Source organism: Kitasatospora sp. NPDC048545 (assembly GCF_040651155.1).
In the GTDB taxonomy this organism is placed as follows: Bacteria; Actinomycetota; Actinomycetes; order Streptomycetales; family Streptomycetaceae; genus Kitasatospora.
Genome location: NZ_JBEZIQ010000080.1, coordinates 1 through 26705, shown reverse-complemented (window position 1 = coordinate 26705; position 26705 = coordinate 1). Strand labels below are relative to the sequence as shown.

28 protein-coding genes and 2 pseudogenes are annotated in these 26705 nt (G+C 70.4%); 13 read left to right on the top strand and 17 right to left on the bottom strand.

The window, feature by feature from the left end; translation table 11 throughout:
* Positions 1-317 precede the first annotated feature (317 nt).
* On the bottom strand, positions 318-1157 hold the full coding sequence (gene istB, locus AB0D10_RS42035; RefSeq protein WP_360266984.1) for an IS21-like element helper ATPase IstB: 840 nt from the start codon (positions 1155-1157) through the stop codon (positions 318-320).
* Positions 1154-1690 (bottom strand): hypothetical protein, encoded by a 537-nt coding sequence (locus AB0D10_RS42030; RefSeq protein ID WP_360266981.1) that lies wholly within the window; start codon positions 1688-1690, stop codon positions 1154-1156. The genes istB and AB0D10_RS42030 overlap by 4 nt, the downstream gene beginning before the upstream one ends.
* A gap of 6 nt (positions 1691-1696) precedes the next feature.
* On the opposite strand from AB0D10_RS42030, the gene AB0D10_RS42025 reads away from it, so the two are divergent.
* Together AB0D10_RS42025 and AB0D10_RS42020 are read left to right on the top strand one after the other, a co-directional pair.
* Entirely contained in the window at positions 1697-2113 is a 417-nt protein-coding gene (locus tag AB0D10_RS42025) for a hypothetical protein (RefSeq protein ID WP_360266978.1), read from the top strand.
* 275 nt (positions 2114-2388) lie between these two features.
* A complete protein-coding gene (locus AB0D10_RS42020) occupies positions 2389-2991 on the top strand; it encodes a hypothetical protein (RefSeq protein ID WP_360266975.1) in 603 nt (200 codons plus the stop codon).
* Between the two features lie 143 nt (positions 2992-3134).
* Here AB0D10_RS42020 and AB0D10_RS42015 read toward each other — a convergent pair whose 3' ends face one another.
* The 7 genes from AB0D10_RS42015 to AB0D10_RS41985 form a co-directional block, all read right to left on the bottom strand.
* A complete protein-coding gene (locus AB0D10_RS42015; protein ID WP_360266972.1) occupies positions 3135-4688 on the bottom strand; it encodes a hypothetical protein in 1554 nt (517 codons plus the stop codon).
* Positions 4685-5008: a helix-turn-helix transcriptional regulator gene (locus AB0D10_RS42010; protein ID WP_218206578.1), complete on the bottom strand. Its 324-nt coding sequence runs from the start codon at positions 5006-5008 to the stop codon at positions 4685-4687. The genes AB0D10_RS42015 and AB0D10_RS42010 overlap by 4 nt, the downstream gene beginning before the upstream one ends.
* Positions 5005-6075 carry a tyrosine-type recombinase/integrase gene (locus AB0D10_RS42005; protein WP_360266968.1) on the bottom strand — a complete coding sequence of 357 codons (1071 nt, stop codon included), beginning with the start codon at positions 6073-6075 and terminating at the stop codon, positions 5005-5007. The genes AB0D10_RS42010 and AB0D10_RS42005 overlap by 4 nt, the downstream gene beginning before the upstream one ends.
* Positions 6076-6190: 115 nt before the next feature.
* Entirely contained in the window at positions 6191-6802 is a 612-nt protein-coding gene (locus AB0D10_RS42000; protein WP_360266965.1) for a hypothetical protein, read from the bottom strand.
* A gap of 262 nt (positions 6803-7064) precedes the next feature.
* Positions 7065-7697: a hypothetical protein gene (locus AB0D10_RS41995; RefSeq protein ID WP_360267023.1), complete on the bottom strand. Its 633-nt coding sequence runs from the start codon at positions 7695-7697 to the stop codon at positions 7065-7067.
* A gap of 171 nt (positions 7698-7868) precedes the next feature.
* Positions 7869-8021 carry a hypothetical protein gene (locus AB0D10_RS41990; RefSeq protein ID WP_360266962.1) on the bottom strand — a complete coding sequence of 51 codons (153 nt, stop codon included), beginning with the start codon at positions 8019-8021 and terminating at the stop codon, positions 7869-7871.
* A 516-nt stretch (positions 8022-8537) separates the two neighbouring features.
* Positions 8538-9446 carry a LysR family transcriptional regulator gene (locus AB0D10_RS41985; RefSeq protein WP_360266959.1) on the bottom strand — a complete coding sequence of 303 codons (909 nt, stop codon included), beginning with the start codon at positions 9444-9446 and terminating at the stop codon, positions 8538-8540.
* Positions 9447-9666: 220 nt separating this feature from the next.
* Between AB0D10_RS41985 and AB0D10_RS41980 the strand changes: the two genes are divergently transcribed.
* The 5 genes and pseudogenes from AB0D10_RS41980 to aspA all read left to right on the top strand — a co-directional run.
* Positions 9667-10452: a gamma-glutamyl-gamma-aminobutyrate hydrolase family protein gene (locus tag AB0D10_RS41980; RefSeq protein WP_360266956.1), complete on the top strand. Its 786-nt coding sequence runs from the start codon at positions 9667-9669 to the stop codon at positions 10450-10452.
* Between the two features lie 86 nt (positions 10453-10538).
* Complete coding sequence (locus tag AB0D10_RS41975) at positions 10539-11216, top strand: FadR/GntR family transcriptional regulator (RefSeq protein ID WP_360267020.1); 678 nt, start codon at positions 10539-10541, stop codon at positions 11214-11216.
* On the top strand, positions 11213-12658 hold the full coding sequence (locus AB0D10_RS41970; protein ID WP_360266954.1) for an amino acid permease: 1446 nt from the start codon (positions 11213-11215) through the stop codon (positions 12656-12658). Before AB0D10_RS41975 ends, AB0D10_RS41970 begins: the two co-directional genes overlap by 4 nt.
* Before the next feature lie 82 nt (positions 12659-12740).
* Positions 12741-13757, top strand: a complete 1017-nt coding sequence (locus tag AB0D10_RS41965) for an asparaginase (protein ID WP_360266951.1) — start codon at positions 12741-12743, stop codon at positions 13755-13757.
* Positions 13758-13797: 40 nt separating this feature from the next.
* Positions 13798-13974: pseudogene (gene aspA / locus AB0D10_RS41960) on the top strand (aspartate ammonia-lyase); the annotation flags it as partial.
* A 131-nt stretch (positions 13975-14105) separates the two neighbouring features.
* Here the strand turns inward: aspA and AB0D10_RS41955 are convergent.
* Entirely contained in the window at positions 14106-14426 is a 321-nt protein-coding gene (locus tag AB0D10_RS41955; RefSeq protein ID WP_360267026.1) for a hypothetical protein, read from the bottom strand.
* Positions 14427-14607: 181 nt separating this feature from the next.
* Here AB0D10_RS41955 and AB0D10_RS41950 point away from each other — a divergent pair, with 181 nt between their 5' ends.
* The 3 genes from AB0D10_RS41950 (at position 14608) to AB0D10_RS41940 (ending at position 17119) form a co-directional block, all read left to right on the top strand.
* Positions 14608-16089 (top strand): IPT/TIG domain-containing protein, encoded by a 1482-nt coding sequence (locus AB0D10_RS41950; RefSeq protein ID WP_360266948.1) that lies wholly within the window; start codon positions 14608-14610, stop codon positions 16087-16089.
* A 492-nt stretch (positions 16090-16581) separates the two neighbouring features.
* The gene (locus AB0D10_RS41945; protein WP_360266945.1) at positions 16582-16737 is read left to right on the top strand and encodes a hypothetical protein; all 156 of its coding nucleotides are present in this window, start codon (positions 16582-16584) and stop codon (positions 16735-16737) included.
* A 1-nt stretch (position 16738) separates the two neighbouring features.
* Entirely contained in the window at positions 16739-17119 is a 381-nt protein-coding gene (locus tag AB0D10_RS41940) for a hypothetical protein (RefSeq protein ID WP_360266942.1), read from the top strand.
* A gap of 958 nt (positions 17120-18077) precedes the next feature.
* Here AB0D10_RS41940 and AB0D10_RS41935 read toward each other — a convergent pair.
* Genes AB0D10_RS41935 through AB0D10_RS41925 form a run of 3 tightly spaced genes read right to left on the bottom strand, consistent with a single transcriptional unit; the run spans position 18078 to position 20680 of the window.
* The gene (locus tag AB0D10_RS41935) at positions 18078-19091 is read right to left on the bottom strand and encodes an NAD(P)/FAD-dependent oxidoreductase (protein ID WP_360266939.1); all 1014 of its coding nucleotides are present in this window, start codon (positions 19089-19091) and stop codon (positions 18078-18080) included.
* Positions 19088-19609 (bottom strand): isoprenylcysteine carboxyl methyltransferase family protein, encoded by a 522-nt coding sequence (locus AB0D10_RS41930; protein WP_360266936.1) that lies wholly within the window; start codon positions 19607-19609, stop codon positions 19088-19090. The genes AB0D10_RS41935 and AB0D10_RS41930 overlap by 4 nt, the downstream gene beginning before the upstream one ends.
* 6 nt (positions 19610-19615) lie before the next feature.
* The gene (locus AB0D10_RS41925; RefSeq protein WP_360266933.1) at positions 19616-20680 is read right to left on the bottom strand and encodes a 3-oxoacyl-[acyl-carrier-protein] synthase III C-terminal domain-containing protein; all 1065 of its coding nucleotides are present in this window, start codon (positions 20678-20680) and stop codon (positions 19616-19618) included.
* 78 nt (positions 20681-20758) lie between these two features.
* Here AB0D10_RS41925 and AB0D10_RS41920 point away from each other — a divergent pair, with 78 nt between their 5' ends.
* Positions 20759-21643 (top strand): UbiA family prenyltransferase, encoded by an 885-nt coding sequence (locus AB0D10_RS41920; protein ID WP_360266930.1) that lies wholly within the window; start codon positions 20759-20761, stop codon positions 21641-21643.
* 278 nt (positions 21644-21921) lie between these two features.
* Here AB0D10_RS41920 and AB0D10_RS41915 read toward each other — a convergent pair whose 3' ends face one another.
* Positions 21922-22446: a hypothetical protein gene (locus AB0D10_RS41915; RefSeq protein WP_360266927.1), complete on the bottom strand. Its 525-nt coding sequence runs from the start codon at positions 22444-22446 to the stop codon at positions 21922-21924.
* A gap of 470 nt (positions 22447-22916) precedes the next feature.
* Between AB0D10_RS41915 and AB0D10_RS41910 the strand changes: the two are divergent.
* Positions 22917-23606: pseudogene (locus tag AB0D10_RS41910) on the top strand (SDR family oxidoreductase); the annotation flags it as partial.
* On the opposite strand, the gene AB0D10_RS41905 reads toward AB0D10_RS41910, so the two are convergent.
* The 3 genes from AB0D10_RS41905 to AB0D10_RS41895 form a co-directional block, all read right to left on the bottom strand.
* Positions 23566-23721, bottom strand: a complete 156-nt coding sequence (locus tag AB0D10_RS41905; protein ID WP_360267017.1) for a DUF6131 family protein — start codon at positions 23719-23721, stop codon at positions 23566-23568. The pseudogene AB0D10_RS41910 and the gene AB0D10_RS41905 overlap by 41 nt on opposite strands.
* A gap of 78 nt (positions 23722-23799) precedes the next feature.
* On the bottom strand, positions 23800-24198 hold the full coding sequence (locus AB0D10_RS41900; protein ID WP_360266924.1) for a hypothetical protein: 399 nt from the start codon (positions 24196-24198) through the stop codon (positions 23800-23802).
* A gap of 204 nt (positions 24199-24402) precedes the next feature.
* Entirely contained in the window at positions 24403-24597 is a 195-nt protein-coding gene (locus AB0D10_RS41895; protein WP_360266921.1) for a hypothetical protein, read from the bottom strand.
* Between the two features lie 915 nt (positions 24598-25512).
* Between AB0D10_RS41895 and AB0D10_RS41890 the strand changes: the two genes are divergently transcribed.
* Positions 25513-25794: a MerR family transcriptional regulator gene (locus tag AB0D10_RS41890; protein WP_360266918.1), complete on the top strand. Its 282-nt coding sequence runs from the start codon at positions 25513-25515 to the stop codon at positions 25792-25794.
* Positions 25795-26705 lie beyond the last annotated feature (911 nt).

The following is a 26705-nucleotide window of genomic DNA, read 5'->3' as shown; positions in this document are numbered from 1 at the left end:
CCGGCCACGAAACCGCGCGGTGTCTGCGCCGGTGAGTTTTGGCCCCACCAGAACGGATTCGCCCGGCCCCACGTTTAGGCCGTCCGGGTGACGGCTTTGGGTGGTGTCGAGGAGTAACGGATTGAGGTGGCCCCACCCTCGATCGGGTGACGTTTCCCCGGTGTCCCGGGGCGGCGGGGCTCGGGTGGCGGCGGCGGTCCGTGGCGGCCGGTAGCGTGGTGTTCACGGAGCCCGCCCGGGCGCGTCCCCTGACAGGAATGCGAACGGGCGGGCGCCCTTGTTGGCGCCCGCCCGTTGGCGAGGTGGTGGTCGGTGGGTCAGGCCACGGCGGCCGCCTTGCGCTTGGCCGTGGTGCTGGCGAGGCGGAAGGACTGGGTGCCGGTCTCGATGATGTGGGCCTCGAAGGTGAGCCGGTCGACGATCGCCTGGCAGAGCCGCTTGTCGGTGAAGGTCTGGTCCCACTCGGTGAAGGGCCGGTTCGAGGCGATCGCGATCGCGTGCCGTTCCTCGCGCTCGGTGAAGATCTGGAACAGCAGCTCGGCACCGTGCCGGTCGAGCTTGACGTAGCCCAGCTCGTCCAGGCAGAGCAGGTCAACTCGTCCGTACTTCTTGATGGTTCGCCCGAGCTGCTTGTCGCTGGCAGCCTCGGCGAGCTCGTTCACCAGGTTCGCCGCGGTGGTGTAGCGGACGCGGCCGCCGGCCTCGGCGATCGCGGTGCCCAGGCCGATCAGCAGGTGCGACTTGCCGGTGCCGGAGTCGCCGATCAGGCAGAGCGGGTTGCCGGCCTGGACCCAGGCAGGCTGGGCCAGGGTGTTGATGACCTCCTGCGGGACGTTCGGGTTCTTCGAGAAGTCGAAGTCCTCGATGCGCTTGCTGCGTGGGAAGCCCGCTTCCTTGACCCGCCGCTGCTTGCGCCGCTCGTCGCGGTCGTCGCACTCGCTCTCCAGCAGGTCCGCGAGGAAGTCCGCGTAGGACGCCTGCTCGCGCAGGGACTGGGCCGCGAATTCCTCCCAGCGGCTGCGGATCGTGGACAGGCCCAGGCTTCGGCAGGCCGCTTCGATCGTGGTCGCCGGGTTGGCGCCGCGCTGTGCGGGCAGGCCGAAGAAACCCCACCGCCCCGTGGTCGAAGGGGCTTCGGGGGTGGTGCTCTGCGTCATGCTGAGCCTCTCGGTTGGATGGACAGCAGCTGGCCGTAGGCGGCCAGGGAGGGCTCCGGCCGGGTGTCCGGCGGGAGGGCGGAGCGGCGCGGGGGCAGGGAGATCACCCGTGCCGCGACGTCGTCCTGGTCTTCGGGCGGCTCGGTGGCGGCAGCGACCGGCGGGGCGATCACCACCGGAGGCGGGCCGCCGGCTGCGGCGAGCGCCTTGCGGGCCTCGATCGCCACCAGGTCCGGGGAGACCGAACCGGCCTGCAGGACCGCGCTCATGCCCGCGACCACGGCGTCGTCGGGCAGTCGGCGGTGCAGCAGCAGGACGTCGATCAGCGCCCGGGTGCCCTCGGACCGCCCCCTCGCCTCGCGGGCGGCGGCCCAGAACGCGTCGTGGACCGGGGTGAACAGGCCGCTCTCGCGGGCCGCGGCCAGGCCGGTGGAGTTCTCCAGCGCGCCGGGCTTGTCCCGCAGGATCTCCAGGTAGTGGTCGAGCAGGTCGCGGAAGCCGTAGCGGCCGGCCAGACGCGGGTGGCGGACCACGACCTTGTGCTGCTCGAAGACCAGGACCTCGTCCGCCCGGAGCGAGACCCTGACGGTCCTGCCGATGAACCTGGCAGGGACGGAGTACTTGTTCTGGCGGACCGTGATCCTGGAGGTCTTGTCGACCCGCGGCGTCAGCGTCAGCCCGACGTCGAACTCCTCCTCCGGGACCGGAGCCAGCAGCGGGGCCTCGTAGGCGAAGTCGAACCCGACCGAGGTGGGCCGGTTGTCGATGTGCCGGGCGTCCTCCTCCGCCTCGATCCGCTCGATCCGCTCGTTCAGGTCCGCCAGCGTGTCGACCTCGGGAACCGGGACCAGATGCGATCGGCGGAAGCGCCCGCCCTCGTGCTCGACACCGCCCTTCTCGTGGGCGCCCTCCTTGCCGGGCCGGCAGTAGAACGCGTCGAAGCCGATCTTCCGTGAGTTCAGAGATTCTGAAGTGTCGGCCGGGCGAACTCACGGAAGCCCAAGTGCTATTGGGGTATGGCGAGGCCGAGTTTGGTCCGGAAGAAGGCGGGACTGCTGGGTCGGTGTCCTCGTACTCGTTGAAGTGCTCAGCGAGATGGCCACCAGGGCCTGTGTGATGTTGTGATCAGTCTTCGGGTGCTGTCCTCATCCGGGGGCGGAACCCGGTACGACTGAGGATGGACAATGGCACAACATGGGCAAGGAAACCCCGACCCGATGGGAGCCGTAGCGTGAGTGACGATCAGTCCGCCGCAATCACCGCCGTGGCGGATATCGGAGAAGTGCTGTCGTGCATCGGGCCCACCTGTGGGGACACTGTCGACTGGAGTGCGGCGGAGAGGGTCTACGGAACGTCATTCCCAGCCGACTACCGGGCGTTCGTCACAGCCTTCGGCAGCGGTTCGATCGAGGAGATGGTCGACGTCCACATCCCCGCCGTCACTTCGAACGAGCCGCAGGTAGTCACGGTCTCAAGGCTCTCGGAGGCAGCACTCGCGGACTACGCGGTGAACCAGTGGGCTCCCGCCGACAGAGGCCGGCACCGGCTGGAGGACCTGCTCATCTGGGGAGGAACAGCCGCAGCCGACACCCTGTGCTGGATCACGACGGATCCGGACCCGGACCGATGGCCGGTCGCGGTGTACTCGCGCGGGAACCTCGAATGGTCGGTGTATCCGTGCGGTATGGCCGAATTCCTGCTCAAGCTGCTGCGCGACGAGTGGCAGCCATGGCCGATCAGCGACTCCTCGCTCCAGGGCATGGCGGACCCGCGGTTCCTGCATGACAAGGACGAGGCGGCGGGATGGGAGTCGGGCAACAACCCCTGGGAGTAGCTGATCCGTTCGGTGACATCCCCCTCGGGGTGGGATGTTGAACAAGGCCGGGCCTGTTGGGGCGGTGGCCCCGGTCCGTATCTGCCGATCGCCAGATACGGGCCAATGAAACCGTGCTGCCAGCGGGGCGTCGAAGTGGCTGTTCAGGGCTTCTTTCCGGTTTGTTCTGCGGCAGACTCGGAGGCTGCATTGGTGTAACGGAGGCTGGCCCTGGCGCTGAGTGCGAAGACGTGGGCGAGGTGCAGGGGGTCGGCTCCGGTGGCGGCGGCCTCTTCGAGGATGCGGTCCTGTCGGAGCCGGTCCAGGCCGGCGGGCAGCCGTTTGACGAGGCGGTCGAGCCAGAAGGTGCCAACCGCTGTCGTGGTGGTCGCCGTGTTGCGGCTGATCAGCAGGTGGGGGTTGGTGCTGTTGGGCCAGCGGCGGCGACGGTAAGCCAGGTAGTCGGCGATCGCCTCGGCGGTGTAGTCGTCCAGCGGCCGGTCGAATCCGTCCGAGTCGAGGCGGCGGCCGGCCAGGTCGACCTCGTCCAGCTGGAGCGCACGGATACGCCGGGCGGGCAGTGCGTGGACGCCCGCGAGGGCGACGACCACGTGCAGGGCGGGATCCTGCCGGGCAGCGAGGGCAACGGCGTTGACTTCCTGATCGGTGAGCGGAACCGGCACCGAGGCGTGGTTCTTGCCAGTTGTCACCCCTCGCATCGGGTTGGCGAAGACGAGCCGCTCCTTCTTCAGCACGTTGAACAGGCTCCGCAGGGCACTGGCCTCATGCACCCGGTTGGGGCGGCCGGCCAGCCAACTGGTGACGTCGTCACGGGTGACCTGACGCAGTGTCGCGTAGGTCGACGTCCGCTCGCGCAGGAACGGTCGGACCAGCCTGAGCTGGGTAACGACCGTGGACCGGGAGCGAGGGAGCCGGCGCCGGGTGCCGTTGCGTGAGACCGCGACCCAGGCGTCGACCTCGGCCCGTATCCCGGCAGGAAGGAAGTCCAGGCGCGCGTCGCACCAGGTCTGCACGGTGTCGAGCCGGTCGTCCAGCAGCAGGTCCAGGTCCTCGAAGACCTCCAGGACGTGGTTGGAGGGGATCGCATTGTGGGTGAGCTGGGCGATCGTGGACGCTCGGATCGGCTCACCGATCTCGTGAACCGCGCAGAGGATGCGGATGCCCCTGCGGACGGAGCCGAGCGTGCGCGGAGGCCAGCCTCTCAGCTCCGCGATCCGTGCGGCGCGCGTTTCCAGGACGGCGGACAGTTCCGGGTCCAGGAGCGGTGCCAGGCTGCTGACTCCGCGCAGGTCACGGGCCATCTCGAACAGTGGCAGCTGTCTCCATCGCGATCGGACGGAGTGCAGCCGCTGGTCCGGTGGCCCGTCCGCGGTGTTCTGCGGTCGGGGCGGCTGGCCGCCGCGCGGTCGCAGGGTGCCGATGATGAACAGTTGGTGGCCGGTGCGCGCGGCAACCGTCAGGTCGACGCGCGTCTTGTTGTCCGGTCCGGCGATCAGGCTGGCCTGCCGGCGGCAGAGCCGGCAGACACCGTCCTGGACGGCGACCTTGCGGTCGCAGACCTCGCAGTGATCGCTGGTGGCCTTGGCGACGAAGCCCCAACATGCCTTGCAGCGGGGGCGGTCGAGCCATCCCCAGCCCAGGCAGTCCCGGCAGCTACGGGTGGCCCAGGGACGGCGGCGACGTATCGGCGCGCTCACAGCGGAGGCCCGGACCGGCCGGGACGGCGACGGAGGACGACCGGACTGCCGCCCACGACCTTCCGCTCGGCCTGCTTATCCACGTTGTCCGGCTGCCGGTGGTCGATCGGCTCGGGAACCAGGAGGTCGGCGGGGGTGCAGTGCAGCACCGAGCAGATCACGTCCAGGTCGTCGAGGCGGACGGTTAGCGGGCGACCTGACCACAGGTGCGACATCTTGCCGGCCGAGATGACCAGCCCGGCATCCGCGAGCATGCGCTGCAGCTCGGACGCCTTCCAGATGTCGCGCTGGGCGGCGACCATCCGCAGGTTCCACTTCACCGTGTCCTCCCGAAGCGTGCGGCGGCCCGTTGGCCGGCCCGGACCCACGCGTCCTCGACGTGGGATTGCTCGACGTGAACGTAGATCATGGTGGTGTTGAGCCACTCGTGGCCGAGGATTTCCTGGATGGCCACGACGTCCATGCCGTTGCGGTAGAGGTCCGAGGCTGCGAAATGCCGCAGGACGTGCGGCGTCAACTGGTTTATCTGGTGCGGGAGATGGCGCGCGACAGCCTCGGCGAGGCCGGACCGCAGCGCGTCGTCGGTCACCGCCCGGCTGGAGCCGTCGCCGTACCGGCGCTCGGAGGGAAACAGCGGGGCCATCGGGTCCTCGGCCCTGTCGTCGAACTCCCAGCGAGGGCCGGTGACCCACCACTCCAGCAGGTCCCGCGACCCGTTGATCAACGGAACGAGCCGTTCTTTCTTCCCCCGGCCGACACTGCCTTTGCCCTTGAAGAGGATCTTGCCGAACCGGCCAAGGTCCCACCGGACGTCACCGATCCGCAGCAGACACAACTCCGAGATACGCGGGCCGATCAGACTGGTCAAACGGGCGGCGGTGTAGTTCCGCGCGGCCGGCGCGTACTTGCGTGCGGCTTCCATGTCCGCCCGCCACCCGGAGAACAGCCTCGCCGCCTCGTCCGCCGAGGGCGGAATCCGCAACCGCGAAGCGGTGCCGCCGCGAGGCCGGTTGACCTCGTCCAGCGGCGACTCGACGACCACACCGGTGGCCGCGTGGATCGTCGCCTTGTGCCTCAGCTCCAGGAACTCGAAGTAGACGGCGAACGCGGCGGCCTGGCGGACCTTGGTGCCCGGTGCCGAGCCGCGGCGGTGCCGGCCGAAGTACCGGTCAAGGTCCTGCGGCTGCATCTCCCACAATGGTCGACCGAACCACTCCCGCAGCCCAAGCACCCCGCCGACGTCTGCACGGATCGTGTCGTCCAGCACCCCAGCGGAGGCCCGGGCGAGCACGAACTCGGCCAACAGGTCCTGCTCGAACGCGGCGACCTCTTCAGCGGACTCCAACCGCAGATCGGGCCGCAGGTCGCGCACGACGGCCAGCGCCATCCGTCCTCCCCTTCAGCTTTCAGGCGGCCTCACCATAACAGCTGATGAGACTTCAGGAATCCTGAAGGATGGGCGGAATTCGCCAGCGTGGGCGCGACCTCGCTAGACCTGCAGATCAGGCGACTGCCGAGGCCACCAGAGGGCTGGATCGGATCAACGAACCCACGGGAACATGGACATAGTGCGAGCGGAACGCCACCCACCTCTGCGACTCCACCCGCGAGCGACCGAAGCAGACCTGGGAGACCGCCGGCTTCAGGTTGTCATAGCGGATGTGCCGGACCGGGACCCCACCCAGGATCCGAAAGGCATCCACGTGGCCCTGCATGAAGGCTTCCTGACCGGCCGTCGAGAAGACCCGGTGGACCGCCTTGCCCGAATACGACAGCCGCAGCGTGAACATCTGGCACTGCAGCGGCTTGCCGTCCACCCGCACCCAGACCTCGGCGAAGTCGACCTCGGCCTCCTCACCGGGCCGATGGAACTGCGGAACCATGCCCTCGTGCAGCATCCGGGCCCGGTCCGCCTCGTCCTTGATCTGCGGACGACGGACCCGCAGGTAGTCGTTGAGGGTGGTGTAGGCGACCGCGGTGAAGCCGTACTCGTCTCGCAGCCGGGCCAGGATCCGCTTGTTGGTGTGCCGCTGCTTGGGCGGCGCGGTCAGGTCCGCCCGGAGCATCTCGTCGATCCAGCCCTTGGCCGGGTCCAGCGCGGAGCGGCGGGTCACCGGTTCTTTCCGCCTCGGAGGCAACGCGCTGTCCAAGGCCTGGCGGACCACCCGGCGGTGAACCGAGTAACGGCGGGCCAACTCCCGGACCGAGGCGTTCTCCAGCCTCCGGTCACGGCGAATCCGCTCGAACAACTCGACGCGTTGCAAATCCTCGGCCTCCTGACACGGCCGTAACACCACGAACTCACACAGCGTGACGTCGTTGCCGGAGCCCGGTCAATCCCGCACTACTCCAAACGAGTGCACCCCGTCGGCCGTCCTATGGCTTGGGCTGCGTGGCCGGTGTGCGCAGGTCGAGAACACGGGCGAGGGCAGCAATGACCGGCTCAGAGTGCTCGGGCATTTGATGACGGACCCAGTCGGTCGCCAGCGCGAGAAAGTTGGTCAGGTCGCGCTCGGCGCCGGCGAGTAGGTGGCGGAGCTCGGCCACGGACAGCTCGATCACCGGACTGCCACTCTGCTCGGCGTTGACGGTGAGCCGGACGGTGTCGCCGAAACGTTCTGCAACCGGTGAGACGGGCTCGTGGCCGAACCCGAGCAGGCTGCCGCCGTCGAGGAACGCGTGCCAGTCGCGCCAGTCCTCCAGTCCGTCGCAGCAGCCGGGCAGGAAGGTGACCCCCGTGGAGTGGTCGGTGACTCGCAGGCCACCGGCCGCGTAGAGGTGGTCGAAGGTCAGCAGCCCGTGAAGGAAGGACTCGAGCGGGTCGGTCGGCCGTGGCGGACGGTCCCCGTCGGGGTCGATGTCGTTGCAGCCGATGATGCGCATCATCGCCGTCCCGACCTCGGCGGGTGAGAGTTCACCGTTCAGGGGCAGGAAGGCGAACGGCTCGATCCTGGCGATAGGCCAGAGGTCGAAGCCCTCGGGGGTGTTGATCTCCAGGACAGGCTGCATCACGATCACCCGGCGCAGTGTTCCGCACTCTTGCTCGTATCGTCTCTCGATTATGCCGAGCATCCGGTTGCCGCGGACACCTCACCGCGCCGGCCACCAGGTGGGGCCAACCTAAACCGTTCCTCGGTGGGGCCACTTGCAGCCGTCACACCGGGGCCAAGAAACACCGTCCTAGACACGCGCGGGTACGGGCGCGCACCACAGCCCGCCCGGCACACCGGCACCGGCCCCCACACAGCCCCGGGCCACCGGACGCAGCGGGCGCAGCACGTCCGCGGTCTCCCGGCCCAGCAGGTCCACGGTCACCGGGCGCAGCAGGTCCACAGCGGCAGGAACACGAGCGGCCGCCCCACCCGGGCCGGAACCACACCGGCGCCGGCCGCGGCCGGCCCCCCGCCGTTCTCGAACCGGCGCGCCCGAGGCCCACCGGCCCGCCTCGTGCACACCACCGACACAGCAGGCGGCGGGCAGCGGCACCCGCCCTGCGCACGCTCGGCGAACGACACCGCCCCGGGGGCGCCGGCCGTGCCCGGACCGGCCGCAGGCCCGCCCTGGCGCACCGGCGGCACACCACCGGCGATCGTTCTGCCGGGCCGCGGCCACACGCGGGCTCGCAGGGTGCGACGGAGGTCGCACATGCCCTCGCCTGAGGTGGGAAGTCCTCGGCGAGGGCGATCGCCCGGCTGGCCACGATGTCCCCCGTTGCCGTGGCCGACTGGCGGGAGCGGCTCACGGCCGACCGGAGCGTCCAACCGTAGTAGTGAGAGGCCCTCTCCTGGGCGCGGTCGGCTGACGAGGCCGACAACGTTCGGTTTCGAGGTCGGTCAGGCGCTGCCTACGTCATGACAGGGCGGCCAGCGCCTGCGCGGCGAGCATCTGCTCCAGGGCCAGCAGGGCGCGCGGGGCGTGCCGGGTGTCGATGCGGACGGCATAGATGAAGCGCGTCAGCTCCGGGTCGGCCAGGGGGCGCGCCACGACCTGGGTGCTGCCTCGGGGAAGGGCCAGCTGCGGCATAACGGCAACGCACAGGCCGGCTGCTACGAAGCCGAGCACGGTGTTGAAGTCGTCGCCCTCGTATTCCAGGCGGGCCCGGAAGCCCGGCGTCTTGGCCATCTGGGCGAGCAGTTCCAGGCGCAGCGCGGCCTCCGGAGCTGCGATCCACGTCTCGGACGCGAGGCCTGCCAGGTCGATGACGTCCCGGTCGGCCAGGTGGTGGTCGGCCGGGACCACCGCCACGACCGGATCCCGTGCGACCAGCGTCCGGCGCAGCGTCCGGGGCGGCGGCAGGGGGATGAAGTCGTAGTCGTAGCTCAGGGCAAGGTCCATGTCCCCGCGCTTGAGCCGGCTGTAGCCGGCTTCGGGTTCCACCTGGGAGAGGCTGACCTGCACGGCGGGATACGTCGTTTGCAGCTGTGCCAGCGCCTTCGGGACGATGCTGGTGGCGGCGGAGGCGAAGGCACCGAGCCGGATCCGTCCGGCCGTACCCGCGCGCATGGCGTCGAGTTCCACGGATGCCGCTGCCAACGCGCTCCGAACCCCTTGTTCGGCGTCGAGGAGGACCTCGCCGGCCGGGGTGGCGCGCACGGGACGGCGCTCGAGCACTCTGAGGCCTGCGCGGCGTTCGAGTTCGGCGATCTGCTGCGAGACGGCGGGTGCGCTGTAGCCCAGCTCGCGTGCGGCGGCACTGAAGGAGCCGTGGCGCACGACAGCCTCGAGGGTGGCGAGCAGGCGGGGGTCGAGTCTCTGCACGGCGTTAAGGCCCACTTATCTGTCGCGAAGATGTCTTTTCTTGTACTTAAGGATGAACAGCAGCAGGATTCTTGCTCGCGGCCCGGATGCGCAAGCCCTCGGCTCCCGGTCCGCAGCCGCCCCTCTCACCACCGTCGGCGCGTCCGTGCGCCCGTTGGAAGGCGAGCTGTGGAGGGGGCGGCCGTTGACCATCGACTGCCACGCCTTGAAAGGAAGTGGTATGCCCAAGCCACTCATCGGACTCACCACCTACCTCGCCGACGCCCAGTGGGGAGAGTGGGAACTGCCCGCTGCGGTGCTGCCCTCGGCGTACATCAGCTGTCTCCAAGCGGCCGGCGGCCGTGCCCTCCTGCTACCACCGGACGCGCCGGAGGCCGCGGCCGATGTCGTCGCGCGCCTGGACGCGATCGTCCTGACCGGCGGCGAGGACCTGGATCCCGCGCTGTACGGAGCGCAGCCGCACCCGTGCACGGGACCGCCGGTCCGCGAACGCGACCGGTGGGAGCGGGCCGTGCTGGCCGCAGGCCTCGCGCGTGACATGCCGGTGCTCGGGGTGTGCCGGGGAATGCAGTTGATGAACGTGCACGCGGGCGGCACCCTCATCCAGCACCTGCCCGACCAGGTGGGTCACCACGGCCACAACCTGCACGGGGGTCACTTCTCTCCCCATGCCGTCACCACCGTGCCAGGGACACGGATCGGCGCCCTCCTGCCGGGGACCAGTCAGGTCGCGACGCACCATCATCAGGCGGTGGAGTCTCTCGGGGCCGGGTTGATCGTGGCCGCCCGTACGGCGGACGGCACCATCGAGGCGATCGAGAGTACCCGGCACCGATTCGCCGTGGGCGTGCAGTGGCACCCCGAGATGGGTTTCGATTCGGCGGTGGTCCACGCCCTGGTGGCCGCCGCCCGGTCCACCGCGAACGCCGGTCCGTACGGCGCCGCCGAGCGGACCGGGCGCACGGGACGAGGCCCGCGGGGCGTCGTGTCGACGCCGGTGTCTTGACACCGCTGGGCTGCAGCCTCCAGGATCGGCCCGTGAACCTGTCAGACAGCCAGACAGGTGGTTCGATCCCGCGGCGCGTCAGCGCTATGGAAGCGGTGTTCGGCCACCTGCGCAGCGCCATCGAGCGCGGTGAGTACGCCGTAGGGGACAAGCTGCCGTCCGAGGCGGAGTTGTGCCGGACCCTTGAGGTCAGCCGGCCCGTGCTGCGGGAGGCTCTGCGGGCCCTCCAAGCCATGGGGTTGACCGTGTCGAAGACCGGCAAGGGCACCTTCGTCGTGGCGAACACGGTCGAGGACCCCACCTTCGGTGACTACGCCGCCAGCGATCTCCTGGAGGTGCGCCGACACGTCGAGATCCCGGTCGCCGGGTACGCCGCGCTGCGCCGCACCCCGGAGGATCTGGACCACCTTGCCCACCTGCTCGGCCGGATGGAGCGGGAGACCGACACCACCGCGTGGGTCGCGCTGGACACCGTCTTCCACCTGGCGGTTGCCGAGGCTTCCCGCAATCCGGTGTTCCGCCGGGTCATCGAGGAGATCCGTGACGCACTGGCGCGTCAGTCGACCTTCCTCAACGAGCTGGGCGGTCGGCGCGAGCAGTCCAACTGTGAACACCGGGCGATCGTCGAGGCGCTGATCGACGGTTCCGAGCAGGACGCGGTGGCGGCCATGTCGCACCACCTCCACCGCGTCGAGACGACCCTCACCGACATCGTGCGCCCCGGGCGTGCGGAGTCCCCGACGGAAGGCAGACCAAAGGCGTGAGCGAGCAGTTCCTCAAGGACGAGAAACTCCCCACGACCCGTCACGTCGATGCCGGAGACACCGGCTACAGCAAGTCCCTGAAACCCCGGCACGTCAACATGATCGCGATCGGCGGTGCGATCGGAACCGGGCTCTTCCTCGGCGCGGGCGGACGCCTCGCCGACGCTGGGCCCTCGCTGTTCGTCGCGTACGCCGTCTGCGGCGTCTTCGCGTTCCTTGTCGTCCGCGCGCTCGGCGAACTCGTCCTGTACCGCCCGTCCTCCGGCGCCTTCGTCTCGTACGCCCGGGAGTTCCTGGGGGAGAAGGGCGCGTACACCGCGGGCTGGATGTACTTCCTCAACTGGGCGACCACCGGCATCGCCGACATCACCGCCGTCGCCACGTACACCCACTACTGGCACCTGTTCTCCGACGTCCCGCAGTGGGTGATCGCGCTCGTAGCCCTGGCAGTGGTCCTCACCGTGAACCTGATATCGGTGCGGATCTTCGGCGAACTGGAGTTCTGGTTCGCGATCGTCAAGGTCAGCGCCCTGGTGGTCTTCATGGGCATCGGGATCTTCCTCCTCGTCACCCGGCACCCGGTGGACGGCGCCGTACCCGGCCCGTCGCTGATCACCGACAACGGTGGGATCTTCCCCAACGGCCTGCTGCCGATGCTCTTGATCATCCAGGGCGTGGTGTTCGCCTACGCCTCCGTCGAACTGGTCGGCGTCACGGCCGGGGAGACCGAGAACCCCGAGAAGATCATGCCGAAGGCGATCAACTCGATCATGTGGCGCGTAGGCCTGTTCTATGTCGGCTCGGTCGTCCTCCTGTCGATGCTGCTGCCGTGGAACAGGTACACCGCCGGACAGAGTCCGTTCGTGACCGTGCTGTCCCACGTCGGGATCCCGGCGGCGGGCAGCGTGATGAACCTGGTCGTCCTCACCGCCGCCATGTCCTCGCTCAACTCCGGCCTCTACTCGACCGGGCGGATCCTGCGCTCGATGGCGGTCAACGGATCCGCTCCGCGCTTCACCGCGCGGATGAGCCGCAGCCAGGTGCCGTACGGCGGCATCCTGCTCACGAGCGGCATGTGCGTCCTCGGTGTCGGTCTCAACTTCGTGGTGCCGGCGGACGCGTTCGAGATCGTGCTCAACCTCGCGGCGATCGGCATCCTCGCCACCTGGGGGATGATCATGGTCTGCCACCTCCTGTTCTGGCGCAAGACCCGGGCCGGCGAACTGACCCGCCCCGGCTACCGCCTTCCGGGCTCCCCGTGGACCGAGCTCGTGACGCTCGTCTTCCTCGCCTCGGTCCTGGTCCTCATGTACGCGGACGGCGGTGCCCCGCGCACCACCGTGCTGTGCGTGCCGCTGATCGCCGCAGCGCTGTTCGCCGGCTGGTTCGCGGTCCGCCGCAACCTCGCACGCGCCGCGACCACGAGCGACGAGCATTCCTGACCACTCGTCAAGACATCCACCATCGGCCGGACTCCGTGAGCCCGGACACGGCCGCGGCAACCCACCATCGAACGAGGCAGTGATGCTCAGCAGTTCCCTCGCGGACGCGCCCCCGATCCGTGAGCCCCACTACTCGCCGGTCGCCCACGTCACCCGTGGCGGCGTGGTCGAGGGAATCCACTACGGCTCCGTCGTCGTCCTCGGCTGCGACGGCGAACCACGGTTCCGCACCGGCGACATCGAGGCGGCCTGTTACCCGCGGTCCGCTCTCAAGCCCGCGCAGGCCGTCGCCATGGTCCGGGCCGGGCTTCCACTCGACGGTGACCTGCTCTCCCTGGCGATGGGCAGCCACTCCGGCGAGGAGCGCCACCTCGCCGGAGCCCGCCGGATCCTCGCACTGGCCGGCCTCACCGAGGACGACCTGCGCAACGTCCCAGACCTTCCGTACGGCCCGGCCGTCCGGGACGCCTGGGTGCGCGACGGCCGCCGGCCCTCCCGGCTCGCCCAGAACTGCTCCGGCAAACACGCCGCGATGCTGTACCTCTGCGTGCTCAACAGCTGGCCCCTGGACACCTACCTCGACCCTGCTCATCCGCTACAGACGGCGATCGCCGAGGTCGTCGAGGAGCTCACCGGGCAGCACATCGCCAACATCACCGTGGACGGCTGCGGCTCCCCGCTCTTCTCGGTGTCCCTGCACGGCCTCGCCCGCGCCGCCGCCCGCATCGCCACGGCGGCGCCGGGCACGGCCGAGCGGCGGGTGGCGGACGCGCTGCGCGGCCACCCGGAGATGGTCTCCGGCGCGGGGCGGGACGTGGCCGAGCTGATGCGCGCGGTACCCGGGCTGCTCGCCAAGGACGGCTTCGAAGGCGTCCAGATCGCCGCGCTCCCGGACGGCCGGGCCGTCGCCGTGAAGATCGCCGACGGGGCGAACCGGGCGCGCGTCCCAGTGACCGCCGCCGCCCTGGCCCGGGCGGGGGTCGACCCACGACTGCTGGCGGCTTTCGCCGGGGAGCCGATGACCGGCGGCGGCCGGACCGTCGGCGGCATCCGGCCGGTGGTGGCGCTGGACCCGACCGGCGTTCTCGCGTCCGCCTGACCGGAACCCTGACCACCGATCCCCGGCAGAGGACCCGCCCATGACCGCCGCCACCCGCAGCGAACACGACCTGCTCGGGGACCGCGACGTCCCCGCCGACGCGTACTGGGGCGTCCGCACCCTGCGCGCCATGGAGAACTTCCCCGTCACGGGCACGCCCGTCTCCGCGTATCCGCACCTGATCGACGCCCTGGCCGCCGTGAAGGAGGCCGCCGCCGCGATCGGCACGGGGCTCGACTCCCCCGCCGGCTACGCCGAATCCGCCCGGGCCACCTCGCCGACATCACCGGGCTGCCCCTGGTCACCGCCGCCAACCTGGTCGAAGCCACCCAGGACTGCGGCGCGTCTTCAGCTCCGCCGCGATCCTGCCGAGGTTCTTGCCTGGGGAGACTTGGCCGTGAGGTCCTTGACGAGGGCGGCCGCGGCGGCCACGACGTCCTGGGACGTGGTGTGCTCGGCAAGCGCGGCCCGGTCGCCCTTGTGGTCGACTCCGGCCTCGTTGCAGGCGATCTCCAGGATCTCGGCGAAGTCGCCCAGGGCTCGGAGCTCCAGGTCGCCGCCGTAGGTGCGCCACGCCTCCACCCGGGCGCCCGGAGGCAGGACCAGGCCCAGCTCGTCGCCGATGGCCTCGACGTCCTCGTCGTCGAGCGCGAAGACACCGGACGCCACGTCGGGGGCCGGCGCGTCCGCTCGGGTCAGTCGTGGAAACCGGCCCCGAGTCCGACCGGCTACCGGTCGACACCGGGAAGTCGCGGAGCCGATATGCGCTCAGGTGTTCACGCCAGAAAATACATTGGGCACGACCTATCTGGCATGTTCGACGACCGAGCAGAACACCCGAGGAGTGATCATGACGGAAGACCCGAGCGCGCTGCCGCCCGGTGTGACCATGACCCTGGCCGCGATCGCGGCGACCGGGGCGGCCCCGCGTCCGTCCGGGGAGACCCTGGCGGTGCAGAAGCAGCGCATCTCCAACGGCATCGTCCAGCAGCTCTCCGACAAGACCCTGGCGACGCAGGGCAACTGGGGGCTGGCCTGGCTCGGGCTGAGCCCGGACAACGCCAACATGGCGTACATCGCGAAGGGTCCGTCGAGCCAGTTCGCCGTGGTCGTCCGCGGGACGGTCGGCAACGCGATCGACACGATCGAGGACCTCGACGTCGGCACGGTGGTCCCGTTCACGGTCGGCGGGCCGTCGCCGGTCTCCGTCTCGAAGGGGGCCATGACGGCGTTCACCCAGGTCGTCGCCATGACCGACGAGTCCTCGGCGGCCGGTTCCGGCCTCGTGGAGGCGCTCACCTCCCTGCTCAAGCCCGCCCAAGGGGCGACGGTCTACGTGGTCGGTCACAGCCTGGGCGGCTGCATCGCGACCATGCTCGCGCTGTACCTGCAGGCCCAGACCTGGAACGACTCGCCGCAGTTCGCCGTGAGCACCTTCGCCGCCCCCACCGCCGGTCTGAAGGACTTCGCCGACCGCTTCAACTCCGTGAAGTGGGCCCTGTACCAGGGCTACGTCAACAAGTACGACCTCGTGCCGCTGGCCTGGGCCGGTCTCGACACCGCCAAGCAGTGGTACCCGTCCCCCGGTCCGGTCGCGCCCCCGGCCGTCAAGGACCTCCTCACGGTGATCAAGGGCCTCAGCGGGACCAACGAGTACGTTCAGCCGACCACCGCCTTCTCTCCGCTGAACGCGGACTACAAGGCCTACGACCCCAAGGTGCTCAAGAGCACGACCCAGGACTTCCTGGCCCAGGTCGCCTTCCAGCACTCCAACTCGACCTACCTGAAGCTGCTGAACTCCCCCGTACCGGCTCCCGCGCCGGTGGTCGACAGCATCAGCCCCCGTGTCGGTGCCCCGGGCACCCTGATCACCATCACGGGCAGCGGCTTCGACTCGGAGAGCATGGTCGACTTCGGTACCGTCCCGTGCGTGCCGCCCAACGTCGTCAGTGACACCCAGATCACCGCGATCGCGCCCGACGGGGTCGGTGTCGTCGATGTCCGGGTCACCAACGACCTGGGCACCTCCCCGGCCGTGCCGTTCGGGCAGTTCGCCTACGGCGGCCCGGAGCCCGTGGTGGTCACCGGCATCGTCCCGGACAGCGGGAAGCTCGGAAACACCGTCACCGTCACCGGCGTGGGTTTCGGCACCACGCCCACCGTGCTCTTCGGCAGCCGCACCGCAACCGTCACGGGGGTCTCGCCGACCCAGATCAGGGCGACGGTGCCCTTGCCGGATCCCCTCCAGCCCAAGACCATCGACGTCCGGGTACGGGTGAACGGCTACCTGTCTCCCGCCGTCCCGGTCGACGAGTTCACCCACACCGGCTGACCCGGAAATCGGTCCGCGGTCCGGTGCCGGGCGGCGTGGACCGTCGAGCAGCGTAACCGCTCGAAGAGCGACAAGCGGCCGGAGGCCTGGCGGCCGCCGCTGCGCTCCTACCGATGCGCGTTCGCCGACGTCGGATTTCGTACCCGGCCCCGGAACCCGGTGGCCGCCACCGCCGGCGGAGTTGCGGCCACCCTCGTGTTCCGGGGGGACCGGCCGGCAGGATGCGTCGGGGAAGTGGCCCCCGCTCTCCCCCGACGTCCGTCCTGGAACAGCACGCCGGTCAGCTGGCGGGCAGTTGAGGAGTCAAGGTCGTCGGCTGCCTCGTACGGGCTGAGCACCGGCCCAGCCATCTGGGGCTGGCACTTGTTCCCTCACACGAGTTGCCGCTGCCACCTGGCTGTTTCCTCCTTCAAGGGAACAAAGGGCGGCCGAAGCCCGGCATCAACTGCCTGCCTGTCCCACGTCCTTGACGACTGCGGCTGCCCACCACGGATGGTCCGCGGCACCCGCCTGGTCGACCTCGTCAACACCATGGACCCCAAGCCGGTCGCCGCCGCCTTCGGCATGGACCCGCAGGTCACCCTCATCTACCTTGCTGATCACATCGATCCGACTCGTTCGCCCGACCGGCACCAGCAAAGGAACTGACATGCGACACCTTGCCCCCGCCTTGGCCCTCGGCGCCCTCCGACGCGGGAAGCAGATCGAGCAGTTCCTGGGCGCCATCGAAAGCAACTCCGGCCCCGGGCTTCGCTGGATCGCCCTCAGCCCCGGCTCTACGGGCATCACCGTCTACCTGAGCGAAGTCGAGGACGTCGGCACCGACACCTTTCTCGACGTCACCGAGTTCCCACCCCTGGATCCCGAGGACGAGACGTGGGGCCGGGAGATCGCTGCTCTGCCCACCCCTGAGGACGCACTCCAGCTGGCAGAGCGCGATCTCGCCGCTGACCCCGAGCGCTGGGTCAACCAGGGCATCGTCTGCGACGAGTACCAGGACTTCCGGACCGGACGCAGGTCGAGCCCGTGAGGTTTCGGCGGCACCTCGCACGGGTTCGCCGGGACATGTGCGCTTTGCCGAACGATTCGTTGGAGGCGATGGCGACACTGTTCTTCACCTCGCGCTCGGTCAGAACCCCGTGGGAGGCGGAATGACGTGCGCAGTTCGGGCCGGCGGCGAGGCCGGGCTCTGGCTCCTTGATCAGCCCCGCGCGGCCACAGCTTTGCGTCCGGATGGCTGACTGCGACCACCATGCGATCACCGACGCGGAATCATGGCTCCGACCCGGGACTTTCGGTGAGTGCCCGCAGCTGGGCCGCTCCAACCCCGTCTCTCGGCTGGTCGACGCCCTCGCCTTGGCCCGGCCCCGTGCGCTCACGGCGATTCGCCGAACGCGGGCCGAAGTCCGCGAACGCATCGAGTGGTTGGCCGGCGAGGCGATCCCGGATACGGGTGGCGAGGTGGTCGCGGACATCGACGGCGTGCTCGCCCTGGCGCGCTCCGGATGCAGGAGGCGGCCAGGGCTTGGGAGAAGACGTTCGACCACCCGGCGCCCATCTCATGCAACAGGCGGGCCCTCGGCATTCCTGCAGGCAGAGAACCCGACCCGCACAAGCAAACCTGCCCGCTGCCTGAACTGGCGGGCCGTCATGCAGGATCGAGCCAGCAAGCAGTTGGCGTCCCTGTCGTCATGTACAGAAACGACAAATGATGTGCGATGGCACTGCTCGTCGCGGAAACCGTCATCTCGTCCTGCAGAGGACTGAATGCGTGGGACTGCTCCGTGGACAGGGCAGACAACGGGAGACCCGGCCGGGCGCCGACGGGCGGCGGCCCGGCGTCGGTGTCGGACGTCGGAGGCTCGGTCAGCCCGCCTGTCGTCGTGGTGGCGGCTCTCGCGAGTCCGTCAGCTGCCGAGTGGTCCACGAGGGTGACGCGGGCTGCTTGCGTGGCGGCGGCAGTGCCCTGTGCGGCACCGTCGTTGCGGTCAGGCGAGGCGATTGACCAGGGCAGTGAAGAGCGCAGGAGCGCGGCTGGCCAGTGGGACGATTCGCGGGGCCAGTAGCGGGCTGGCGCGGATGCGTACCAGCGCGCCGGTGAGCAGGTGGTGGTTGAGGGTGGCCCGCCGCCACGCCTGCTCGTACTCCTGCGGTCGGCCGGCACGTACGCAGCGCACCAGGTGGGCGGCACCGGTGAGGGAGAGCGAGATGCCCTCTCCGGTGAGTGCGTCGATGTAGCCGGCGGCGTCGCCGACCAGGAGGACGCGCCCGGCCACCCTGGCCCGGACCCGCCGGCGCATCGGTCCGGCGCCCCGGACGGCCGAGGCGGCCTGGGAGGCGAGGTGGTGAAGGAGTGCGGGGAACGCGGGCAGCAGCGCGTCGAACGGCATCCGCTCGCCGGTCAGGATGGCGACGCCGATCAGGTCTGGGCCCAGCGGGGTGACGTAGGCCTCGCCAAGTGCGGACCAGTGGACTTCCACGCAGTCGGTCCAGGGCGCCACCGCGAAGTGCCGCCGCAACCCGTGGCGCGGTGGTCGCGGGTCGGTGCGTTCCAGGCCCAGCTGCCGCCTGATGGGCGAGTGCAGGCCGTCTGCGGCGACCAGGTAGCGGGCGGTGAGACCGGCGGCGGTGACGCTGTCGCCGTCCTGGTGGACGGCGGTGACCTTCCTCTGCAGCGTCGGCACGCCGAGCTCGGCCGCCCGGCGGGACAGCGCCGCGTGCAGGACGGTCCGCCGTACGCCCATCCCTGCTCCGTGTCGGAACCTGCCCTCGGCTCGGTAGCGGTCGTCGAGGTAGCGGATGCCGTAGATCGGGTGGCCGGTCAAGGCCACGTCCAGCGCGGCCAGGGCGCGGACGGCCCCGGGCATCAGTCCCTCGCCGCACGCCTTGTCGATCGGGGCCGGCCGTGGTTCGACGACCACCACGTCGAGCCCGGCCAGGGCGGCGTGGATCGCGGTGGCGAGGCCGGCGGGCCCGCCGCCGGCAACCAACAGGTCGATCACGCCGGCACCTCGGTGCAGTCGGCCAGGGCGGCGTTCTCGCAGCGCAGCCGGGTGACGAGCAGGGGCAGGTTGAGCAGGGTGAAGGCGGTCGCGGTGAGCCAGGCGCTGTGGACGAGGGGCAGAGCGGCCCCTTCGGCGACGACGGCGAGGTAGTTGGGGTGGCTGAGCAGTCGGTAGGGGCCGGTGGTCACCAGGGGCAGTCCGGGTACCACGATGACCCGGGTGTTCCAGCGCGGCCCCAGCGTGCCGATGCACCACCAGCGCAGTGCCTGGGCGCCGACTGCCAGGGTGAGCATCGGCCAGCCGAGGGCGGGCAGGAACGGGCGGTCGGCGAGCTGGGCCTCGGCCACGCAGCCGGCCAGCAGCCCGGTGTGGAGCAGGACCATCACGGGGTAGTGGCTGCGGCCGAACTCGACGCCGCCAAGCGCACGGCTCCAAGCGGCATTGCGTCGCGCGACGGCGAGTTCGGCGAGGCGTTCGGCGGCTACCAGGAGGATCAGCAGGGTGTAAGGGAGCACATGGACCTACCAGCGGAGCAGGACGAGTTCGGAGCAGAAGCCCGGCCCCATGGCGAGGAGCAGACCGGGCGTGCCGGGCGGCGGCGGGCACAGTTCGAGGGTGTCCCGCAGGATGTGCAGTACCGAGGCGGAGGAGAGGTTGCCGACCCGGGACAGCGAACGCCGCGTCAGCTCCAGCGCCCGTGAGTCCAGCCCGAGTGCTTCGCCCAGGGCGTCAAGCACCTTGGGCCCGCCCGGATGGGCGACCCAGCCGGTGACGTCCGGCGGCTTCAGGTCGTGCTCGGCGAGGAAGGCCCTGACGTCCTCGGCGACGTGCAGGCGGACCAGCTCGGGCAGTTCGGCGCCGAGCACGATCTTGAATCCGGTGTCGCCGATGTCCCAGCCGAGCACGCGTTCGGTGCCGGGGTACAGCAGGCTGCGGGTGGCCACCACCTCCGGACCCGCCCACTCCTGGTGGCGCGGGTGCTGCCGGCCGACGGCCACCAGCACGCCGGCACCGTCGCCGAACAGCGCGCCGGCCACCAGGTTCTGCACCGAGGTGTCGGTGCGCTGCAGGGTAAGCGAGCACAGCTCGACCGAGAGCAGGACCGCGACCTGCCCGGGATGTCCCTCGAGGTAGTCGTGCAGCCGGGCGAGGCCCGCCGCGCCCGCGACACAACCGAGTCCGAAGATCGGCACGCGCTTCACGTCCGGCCGCAGGCCCACGCGCCCGGCCAGCCGGGCCTCCAGCGAGGGTGTGGCGATGCCCGTCACGGAGGTGGAGATCACCAGGTCGACCTCATCGGGTGCCAGGCCGGCCGCCGCCAGGGCACCGGTCAGCGCCTGCTCGGCGAGCTCCACCCCGGCTTCGACGAACAGGTCGTTGGCCTGCCCGAAGCCGTCCAGCTCCAGGTAGCGCTCCAGCGGCAGGACCAGGTAGCGGGTGCCCACGGTGGAGGTGGCGTGCAGCCGTTCCAACACTGCGCTTTCCCCATCGGGCGGCAGGCACATCGCCGCGAGGGCCTCGGTGATCTCGCCCTGCTCGTACCGGTGCGGCGGGAGTACCCCGTAGACGGCGGCGACTCTGCTCATCCGGCCAGACTACGGCTATCTGACTGTTCATCATGAAATGGAATGCATTCGGCGGTTTGCCCGATCTAGCATGGGACCGTGCACACCGCCGGAGCCCAGCACACGCCCGCGGCCGGGCAGTCCCGCCCCGGCGCGGGCGGCCCGGTCCGTGGGTTGCTGGCCGCCTCCCACGCCCTCCCCTCGATCGCCGTCACCGCCGTGATCACCGCCCTGGCGGCCGCTTCCGGGCGGAGCCCGGCGGGCACCGCGCTGGCGGCCTCGGCGGTGCTCGCCGGGCAACTGTCGGTGGGCTGGTGCAACGACCGCGTCGATCTGCGCCGGGACCTTGCCACCGGTCGGGGTGACAAGCCACTGGTGGCCGGCACGGTGCGCCCGCGGACCGCGGCCGTCGCCTCCGGGTGCGCGCTCGCGCTGTGCGTTCCGCTGTCGCTGGCCAACGGGCTCGCGGCCGGCACGGCTCACCTGGCCGGGGTCGCTGCGGCCTGGTCGTACAACCTCGGCGTCAAGCGCACGGTGCTCTCGTGGCTGCCCTACGCCGCGGCCTTCGGGCTGCTGCCCGCCTTCGTCACCCTCGCGCTGCCCGGACATCCCTGGCCGGCCGGATGGGTGATGGTCGCCGGCGCACTGCTGGGCACGGGCGCCCACGTCACCAACGTCCTGCCCGACATCGACGACGATCTGGCGACCGACGTCCGCGGCCTGCCCCAGCGACTCGGCCCGCGAGCGGCGAGGGTCCTGGCCGCCGTGCTGCTGCTCGCCGGGGCGTTCGTCCTCGTCCTCGGGCCGTCAGGGCGGTTCGGCGCCGCGGGCTTGACCTCACTCGCCCTCACCGGCGCGCTGGCACTGGCCGTCGCGCGACCGCCGCGGTCCGACCCGCGCAGCCGACTGCCTTTCCTGGCCACCCTCGCCCTGGCCGCCCTCGACGTCGGCCTGCTCCTGGTCCGCGGCTCCGGTCTCACCTGACCCGGCGCACGAGGCTTGAACTCGACGGTCAGGAGGGCGAGGCGTTCGTGCTCCGCCGGTGCGACGGCCGCGGGAAGGCAGGCCGGGCGGACGACCACGGTACTGGTCGACCCGAGGGTGAGGGGTGAGGCGCCCCCCACGCCCCGACCCCCGGGAGCCGACCACGAGCCTGCGGTCCGTTCGAATTCCGAGCGCCGGTCAGGCATGTTCGTGCGGGGCCCGCAAGGGGTCAGCCACGTGAGCCGAGCTCTCGAACTGCACAGGTTCAGGAGCGGGTCTCAGTAGCTGCCGCCGCCGGTGGAGCTGGCCGACGGTGAAGCCGAAGCGGAGGCCGCGCTGGTGATCGCGTCGCCGCTGGGGCTGACCACGTACCACGAAGCGCCGAAGGCGTTGACGCCCTGGCCGTTGGCTTCCCCGGGCTTCGTGTCCTTGAAGAAGTGGTACAGCGGGTGGCCGTTGTACGTCACCTGGGTCGAGTTGTCCGAACGGGTGGTCGTTCCGACCAGGGACGCGGTCACTCCATTGCTGTCGGGTGCTCCGGTCGTGGTCTGCGGCGGCCAATTCTGCGTACAGGTGCCGTTGCAGGTCGAGGTCGTCCCCGTGTCGGCCTTGAACAGGTACAACGTCCTACCGGAACCGTCGACCAGGATCTGGCCGAACGGCGAACTCGCCGTTTTCACCGTGGCGACGCTTCCGCTGGGAGCAGCGGAGCCGGCGGCGGTCGTGGGCGTGCTGGTGCTCGCGGTCGGGGTCGAGGAAGCTGTGGTGCCGGAACTGCTGCATCCGGAGGCGGTGGCCACCATGGCAACCACGCCGACGGTAAGGGCGATGAAACGATTCATGACATACCTCTTGCCCTGGGGACGCGGCGACGCCGGTCGAGCGGCTCACCGACGGTGACTTTCTGAACCACGGTAGGCGCCGAAGCCCGACCTGCTTCCGCCAGCGATCCGGCCCCACGCCCACCTTCACTCGTGCGGGTGACAAAGGGTCGCGGGGGTCCGACCGTCAGCCGGGACGTCCATGGGCATCAGCCGACCGGCAGGCCTGGGGCGCCATGGACCGACCTGATCTGCTGGATGATCACATCGGCGGCCCGCGGGTATCCGAATTCAGGGCCTCGGCACGTGGAAGCCGTCGAAGAACCACGCGCACGCGTCTACCGGAGACTGCAGGTCCGCCGCCGGCCGAAGCCCTGTCATGCCGGTGGAAGTCCCCCGGTCGCCGGCGGCCTGTGGGACCCGTTACGGTCGTGTTCTGACACAAGCCCCGCCAGCCGCATCCGGGCAGCGGGGAGCAGATGCAACCCCAGCCGGACCATGGCGAGACCACCTACCGCGGCTCCGGTCGCCTGACGGGCAAGGTCGCCTCGTCACGGCGGCGGACTCCGGGATCGGGCGAGCCGTCGCGCTCGCCTTCGCCCGCGAGGGCGCCGACGTGGCGTTCTGCCACCTTCCCGAGGAGCAGCACGACGCCGACGTCACCCGCGGTCTGATCGAAGACGCCGGCTGGCGTGCCCTGGCAGTGCATCTCCCGGCTCGGCGGCCTGGACGTCCTCGTCAACACCGCCGCCTACCAGATGTCCCAGCCCGACGGGCTCACCGCGATCAGCACCGGCCGGTTCGACCGGGTCATGCGCACCAACCTGTACGGCATGTTCTGGCTCACCAAGTCCGCCCTGCCACATCTTCGCCCGGGCGCTTCGGTGATCAACAGCGCCTCGGTGCAGGCGTACAAGCCCGGCCCGCGCCTGCCGGACTACGCGATGACGAAAGCGGCGATCGTCGCGTTCACCCAGGGCCTCGCCCTCCAGCTGGCGCCCGAGGGGCTCAGGGTCAACGCGGTGGCCCCTGGGCCGGTGTGGACTCCGCTGATCCCCGCGACCATGGACGAGGAGAAGGTCGCGCGTCACGTGACTGCTTCTAGAAGTAGTGGCGGCGGCCGCCGACCTCGTGGCCGACCACGCCCAGGATCCACAGGATCAGGCCGATGACGACCAGGACGATGCCGATGGTCCACAGAATGGAAATGCCGGCGATGAATCCGATGACGAGGAGGATTACTCCGAGGATGATCACAACGACCTCCGTGGTGCCCCCCTTGAGTTCTTTTCTCCGGCGGGCGGAGACGGTGTTCATGCCTTTCGTCCGGACCGGTCAATTCGGTGCGCTGCGCGCGGCCACTCGGGTCTCGCCCGGAGGACGTCGGTCTCCCTTGCCGGATCCGTCGGGCGTGGTGGCGGACGGTACGAGGGTGGCGGCGAGGCCGCCGAGGAGGATGTCGAGACCGCGTTCGAGCTCGGCGGCGCCGTCGTAGGAGGCCAGGGCCGTGGCGAGCCCGCGCAGGAGGGGGAACTCGCCGATCGGCAGGCGGTGCAGGCCGAGGCGTAGCAGGTCGTCGGTCTCTTCGGGGTTGTCGACGAGTTCCTTACCGGCGGATCGGCGAACCCTCCGGCCGTCGAGTGCACGGATCCGGCACCGTCGGCGGCCGGAGAGCGCTACGCGCCCGGCCCGGTGCCGGCCGGGCGGGTGGAGAGCAGTGGTGTCGGACGTCATGGGGCGGCCTTCCGAGTGATCAGGACCTGAGATGACTGGGCGTCTCAGTCCATGCCGCCGGCCAGGTCCCGCAGGTGGTGGACCGCTTCGTCCCAGCCCCGGACGTACCGGTACGGCCCGGTCAGCGCGGTCGGGTGGTGCGGGGTCGCGTCCAGCAGGTCGGCCGCCTGCCTCCGGGACGCGGCGAGCGCGTTCCGCCGACGGTCAGTCCTGCCCGTGGGTGCCGGATGGGCGGGCGGTGTCGAGGGCGTCGCGCAGGGCGTACAGGTCGGTGATGGTGGCCAGTTCGGCGAAGCGGGCCAGCAGCCGTCGGACGGTGCGGTCGTCACCGTCGTGCACGGCCTCGGTGATCGCCTCGATCAGGGCCGCCTGTCCGTCCCGGACCGTCTCCGGTGCCACGGGCGCCGGGTGTCCCACTGTCGCCTCCCTGCTCGGTGCCGCTCGTCTCCCTTGGCGCGCGGCGGCGGCTCGGGGGGTTGCCGCCGCCGCGCAGCGGGAGACTACCTCCCTTCTCGCCCCCGCAAAATCTATGCGTGCCGTAGTAGACATTGCTCGTGGGCGGGTCTAACGTTTCTCTCGTAGACAGCAGTCGGCGATACCGGCCAGGCACGAACTGGCCGGGGTTGTTGGACAGAAGTTCGCGGTTCGGTCCGGCAGTGGAGTTCCGAAGCCAGGCAGGTGCAGGACGGCGACGGGGCTGGCTGCCGGACCGGGCGGCCCGCAGGCATCAGGGGCCGCCACCAGCGGTACCAGTAGTAGGCAGTTCAGTGAGTGCAGTACCGGCAGTCGCAACACAGGCAGGGCCTCGGCAAAGGCGCCCAGACTGCGGGCGCGCGTGCCGAGGGGTCCAGGCATTGGTGTTCCAGGCCGACGCAGGTGCAGGACAGCCGGCGCGGCCGGCCGCCGGACCGGGTGGGCCACCGCGGCCACCGACCAGCAGTACGCAGTTCCGCAGGTGCAGTACAGCAATACGAAAGTGACAGTTCAGTACAGAGGATGAACGGAGGGCACAAGCGCCATCAGGATCGCCCGGCCCGTGAACACTCGCCCGGGCGGACACCGCAGACCCCAACGCAAGGACGGTGGTTTCCGGTCACGCATACGCGATCCCCGCACACCCCTCTCCCGGGGCAGTGCGGAACCAGAAGGACCGGCCCAGGCCGGTAGATGGTGTTGTTCCCCTTCGGGGCCCCGGAGCCGACACGGCCCCGGGGCCCCTCGACGCGTTCTCCCCGAGAACCAGAGAGGTGCAGTGACTACGGCGACCGGCCCGACACACCCGACAAACTCGACGACGACTACCCCGCCTACACCATGGGCCGCGCCGACGAGATGACCGGCACCACCCCCGGCTTCCTCCGGGCCCTCGGCGAACACCGCCTCATCACCCCCCTACGCTCCGAAGGCGGCCACCGCCGCTACTCCCGCTACCAACTACGCATCGCCATGCGCGCCCGCGACCTCGTCGACCAGGGCACCCCCATCGAAGCCGCCTGCCGCATCGTCATCCTCGAAGACCAACTCGAAGAAGCCCTCCGCCTCAACGAACAACTCCGCCGCGCCCAACACCGCCAGGAACCCACCACGGACACCTGACCGGCGTCCGGCAACCCGGCCACAGCTCCTTCCAGCCGCACGGCTGCGCCGCAGGGGCCGGACCGGGGGACGGCCTCGCGCTGCACACTCCGGCCGTCGCCCCGTACGGCAGCACCGCGGCGCGGCACAAGACGTGGCGGCCGGAGGACGCGGCCGGGCTGGACACCGCCGGCCGGGTGCTCGGGACGGTCCGCTCGGGGAGAGCGACACTGCACGGGGCGCCGGTGCCTTCCGCCCGCCCGCTGTGCCCTTCGCCTCTGCGGCCAGGGCCGTCAGCGGCTCCACCCCGACACCCGGGCCAAACGGTCACGACACCCCACTCAAGGCTCAGCGACCCCTTGTTGCGGGGACGTAGGGCGCCAAGCGCGGCGGCCACTCAGCCTGCCGTGGTTGTCAGGAATCGGAGTGGCTGAGGTCCCCGACCGTCCCGCTGCCGACGTCATCGACGGCGATGCGGTACGTGCCGCCGGTGCGGGGAAACCCGAAATCCCCTGAAGGATCTTCGCCCGGTGGAGATGCAGGTGGGTGGGCTGTGCGGGCCGGCCCGTCGGCGGACGGAGCGAAGAGAACGGCGGCGGACGGCTTCAGGTGCTCCGAGGCCGGCCTGGAGTACCTCCACCACCCGCTCCCACCACAGGGACACCGGCGCGAGCCTGCCGGTGATCACCGCGCCGGGGATCACCACGGTCAGGCACCGGTGAGGCCACGGGGCCGGAGCGTCGGGTTCCCGTCCGCCCCCGGTCGGGGTGGTGCGTACTCTCAGGACGGCGCGCCGACGCCACGGGCCACGGGCGTACCGCAGGGTCCGCGCCGTGCGCGGCGCACGCGGCGGAGAACCGCGTGCGTCCTGGGTCAGAGTTTGAACATCGCGGTGTAGGGCTGGGTGATGCGTTCCCGCCGCGATCCGAAGT

Bases quoted from the DNA above. Each gene is read 5' to 3' on its own strand.
- AB0D10_RS41890 (WP_360266918.1), top strand. From the start codon at position 25,513: ATGGGCCGCGCCGACGAGATGACCGGCACCACCCCCGGCTTCCTCCGG.
- AB0D10_RS41940 (WP_360266942.1), top strand. From the start codon at position 16,739: ATGCGACACCTTGCCCCCGCCTTGGCCCTCGGCGCCCTCCGACGCGGG.
- AB0D10_RS41995 (WP_360267023.1), bottom strand. From the start codon at position 7,697: ATGCAGCCTGTCCTGGAGATCAACACCCCCGAGGGCTTCGACCTCTGG.
- AB0D10_RS41915 (WP_360266927.1), bottom strand. From the start codon at position 22,446: ATGGTGGCCACCGCCTCCGGATGCAGCAGTTCCGGCACCACAGCTTCC.
- AB0D10_RS42005 (WP_360266968.1), bottom strand. From the start codon at position 6,075: ATGGCGCTGGCCGTCGTGCGCGACCTGCGGCCCGATCTGCGGTTGGAG.
- AB0D10_RS41950 (WP_360266948.1), top strand. From the start codon at position 14,608: ATGACGGAAGACCCGAGCGCGCTGCCGCCCGGTGTGACCATGACCCTG.
- AB0D10_RS41980 (WP_360266956.1), top strand. From the start codon at position 9,667: ATGCCCAAGCCACTCATCGGACTCACCACCTACCTCGCCGACGCCCAG.
- AB0D10_RS41925 (WP_360266933.1), bottom strand. From the start codon at position 20,680: ATGAGCAGAGTCGCCGCCGTCTACGGGGTACTCCCGCCGCACCGGTAC.
- AB0D10_RS41900 (WP_360266924.1), bottom strand. From the start codon at position 24,198: ATGACGTCCGACACCACTGCTCTCCACCCGCCCGGCCGGCACCGGGCC.
- AB0D10_RS41975 (WP_360267020.1), top strand. From the start codon at position 10,539: ATGGAAGCGGTGTTCGGCCACCTGCGCAGCGCCATCGAGCGCGGTGAG.
- istB (WP_360266984.1), bottom strand. From the start codon at position 1,157: ATGACGCAGAGCACCACCCCCGAAGCCCCTTCGACCACGGGGCGGTGG.
- AB0D10_RS41945 (WP_360266945.1), top strand. From the start codon at position 16,582: ATGGTCCGCGGCACCCGCCTGGTCGACCTCGTCAACACCATGGACCCC.
- AB0D10_RS41965 (WP_360266951.1), top strand. From the start codon at position 12,741: ATGCTCAGCAGTTCCCTCGCGGACGCGCCCCCGATCCGTGAGCCCCAC.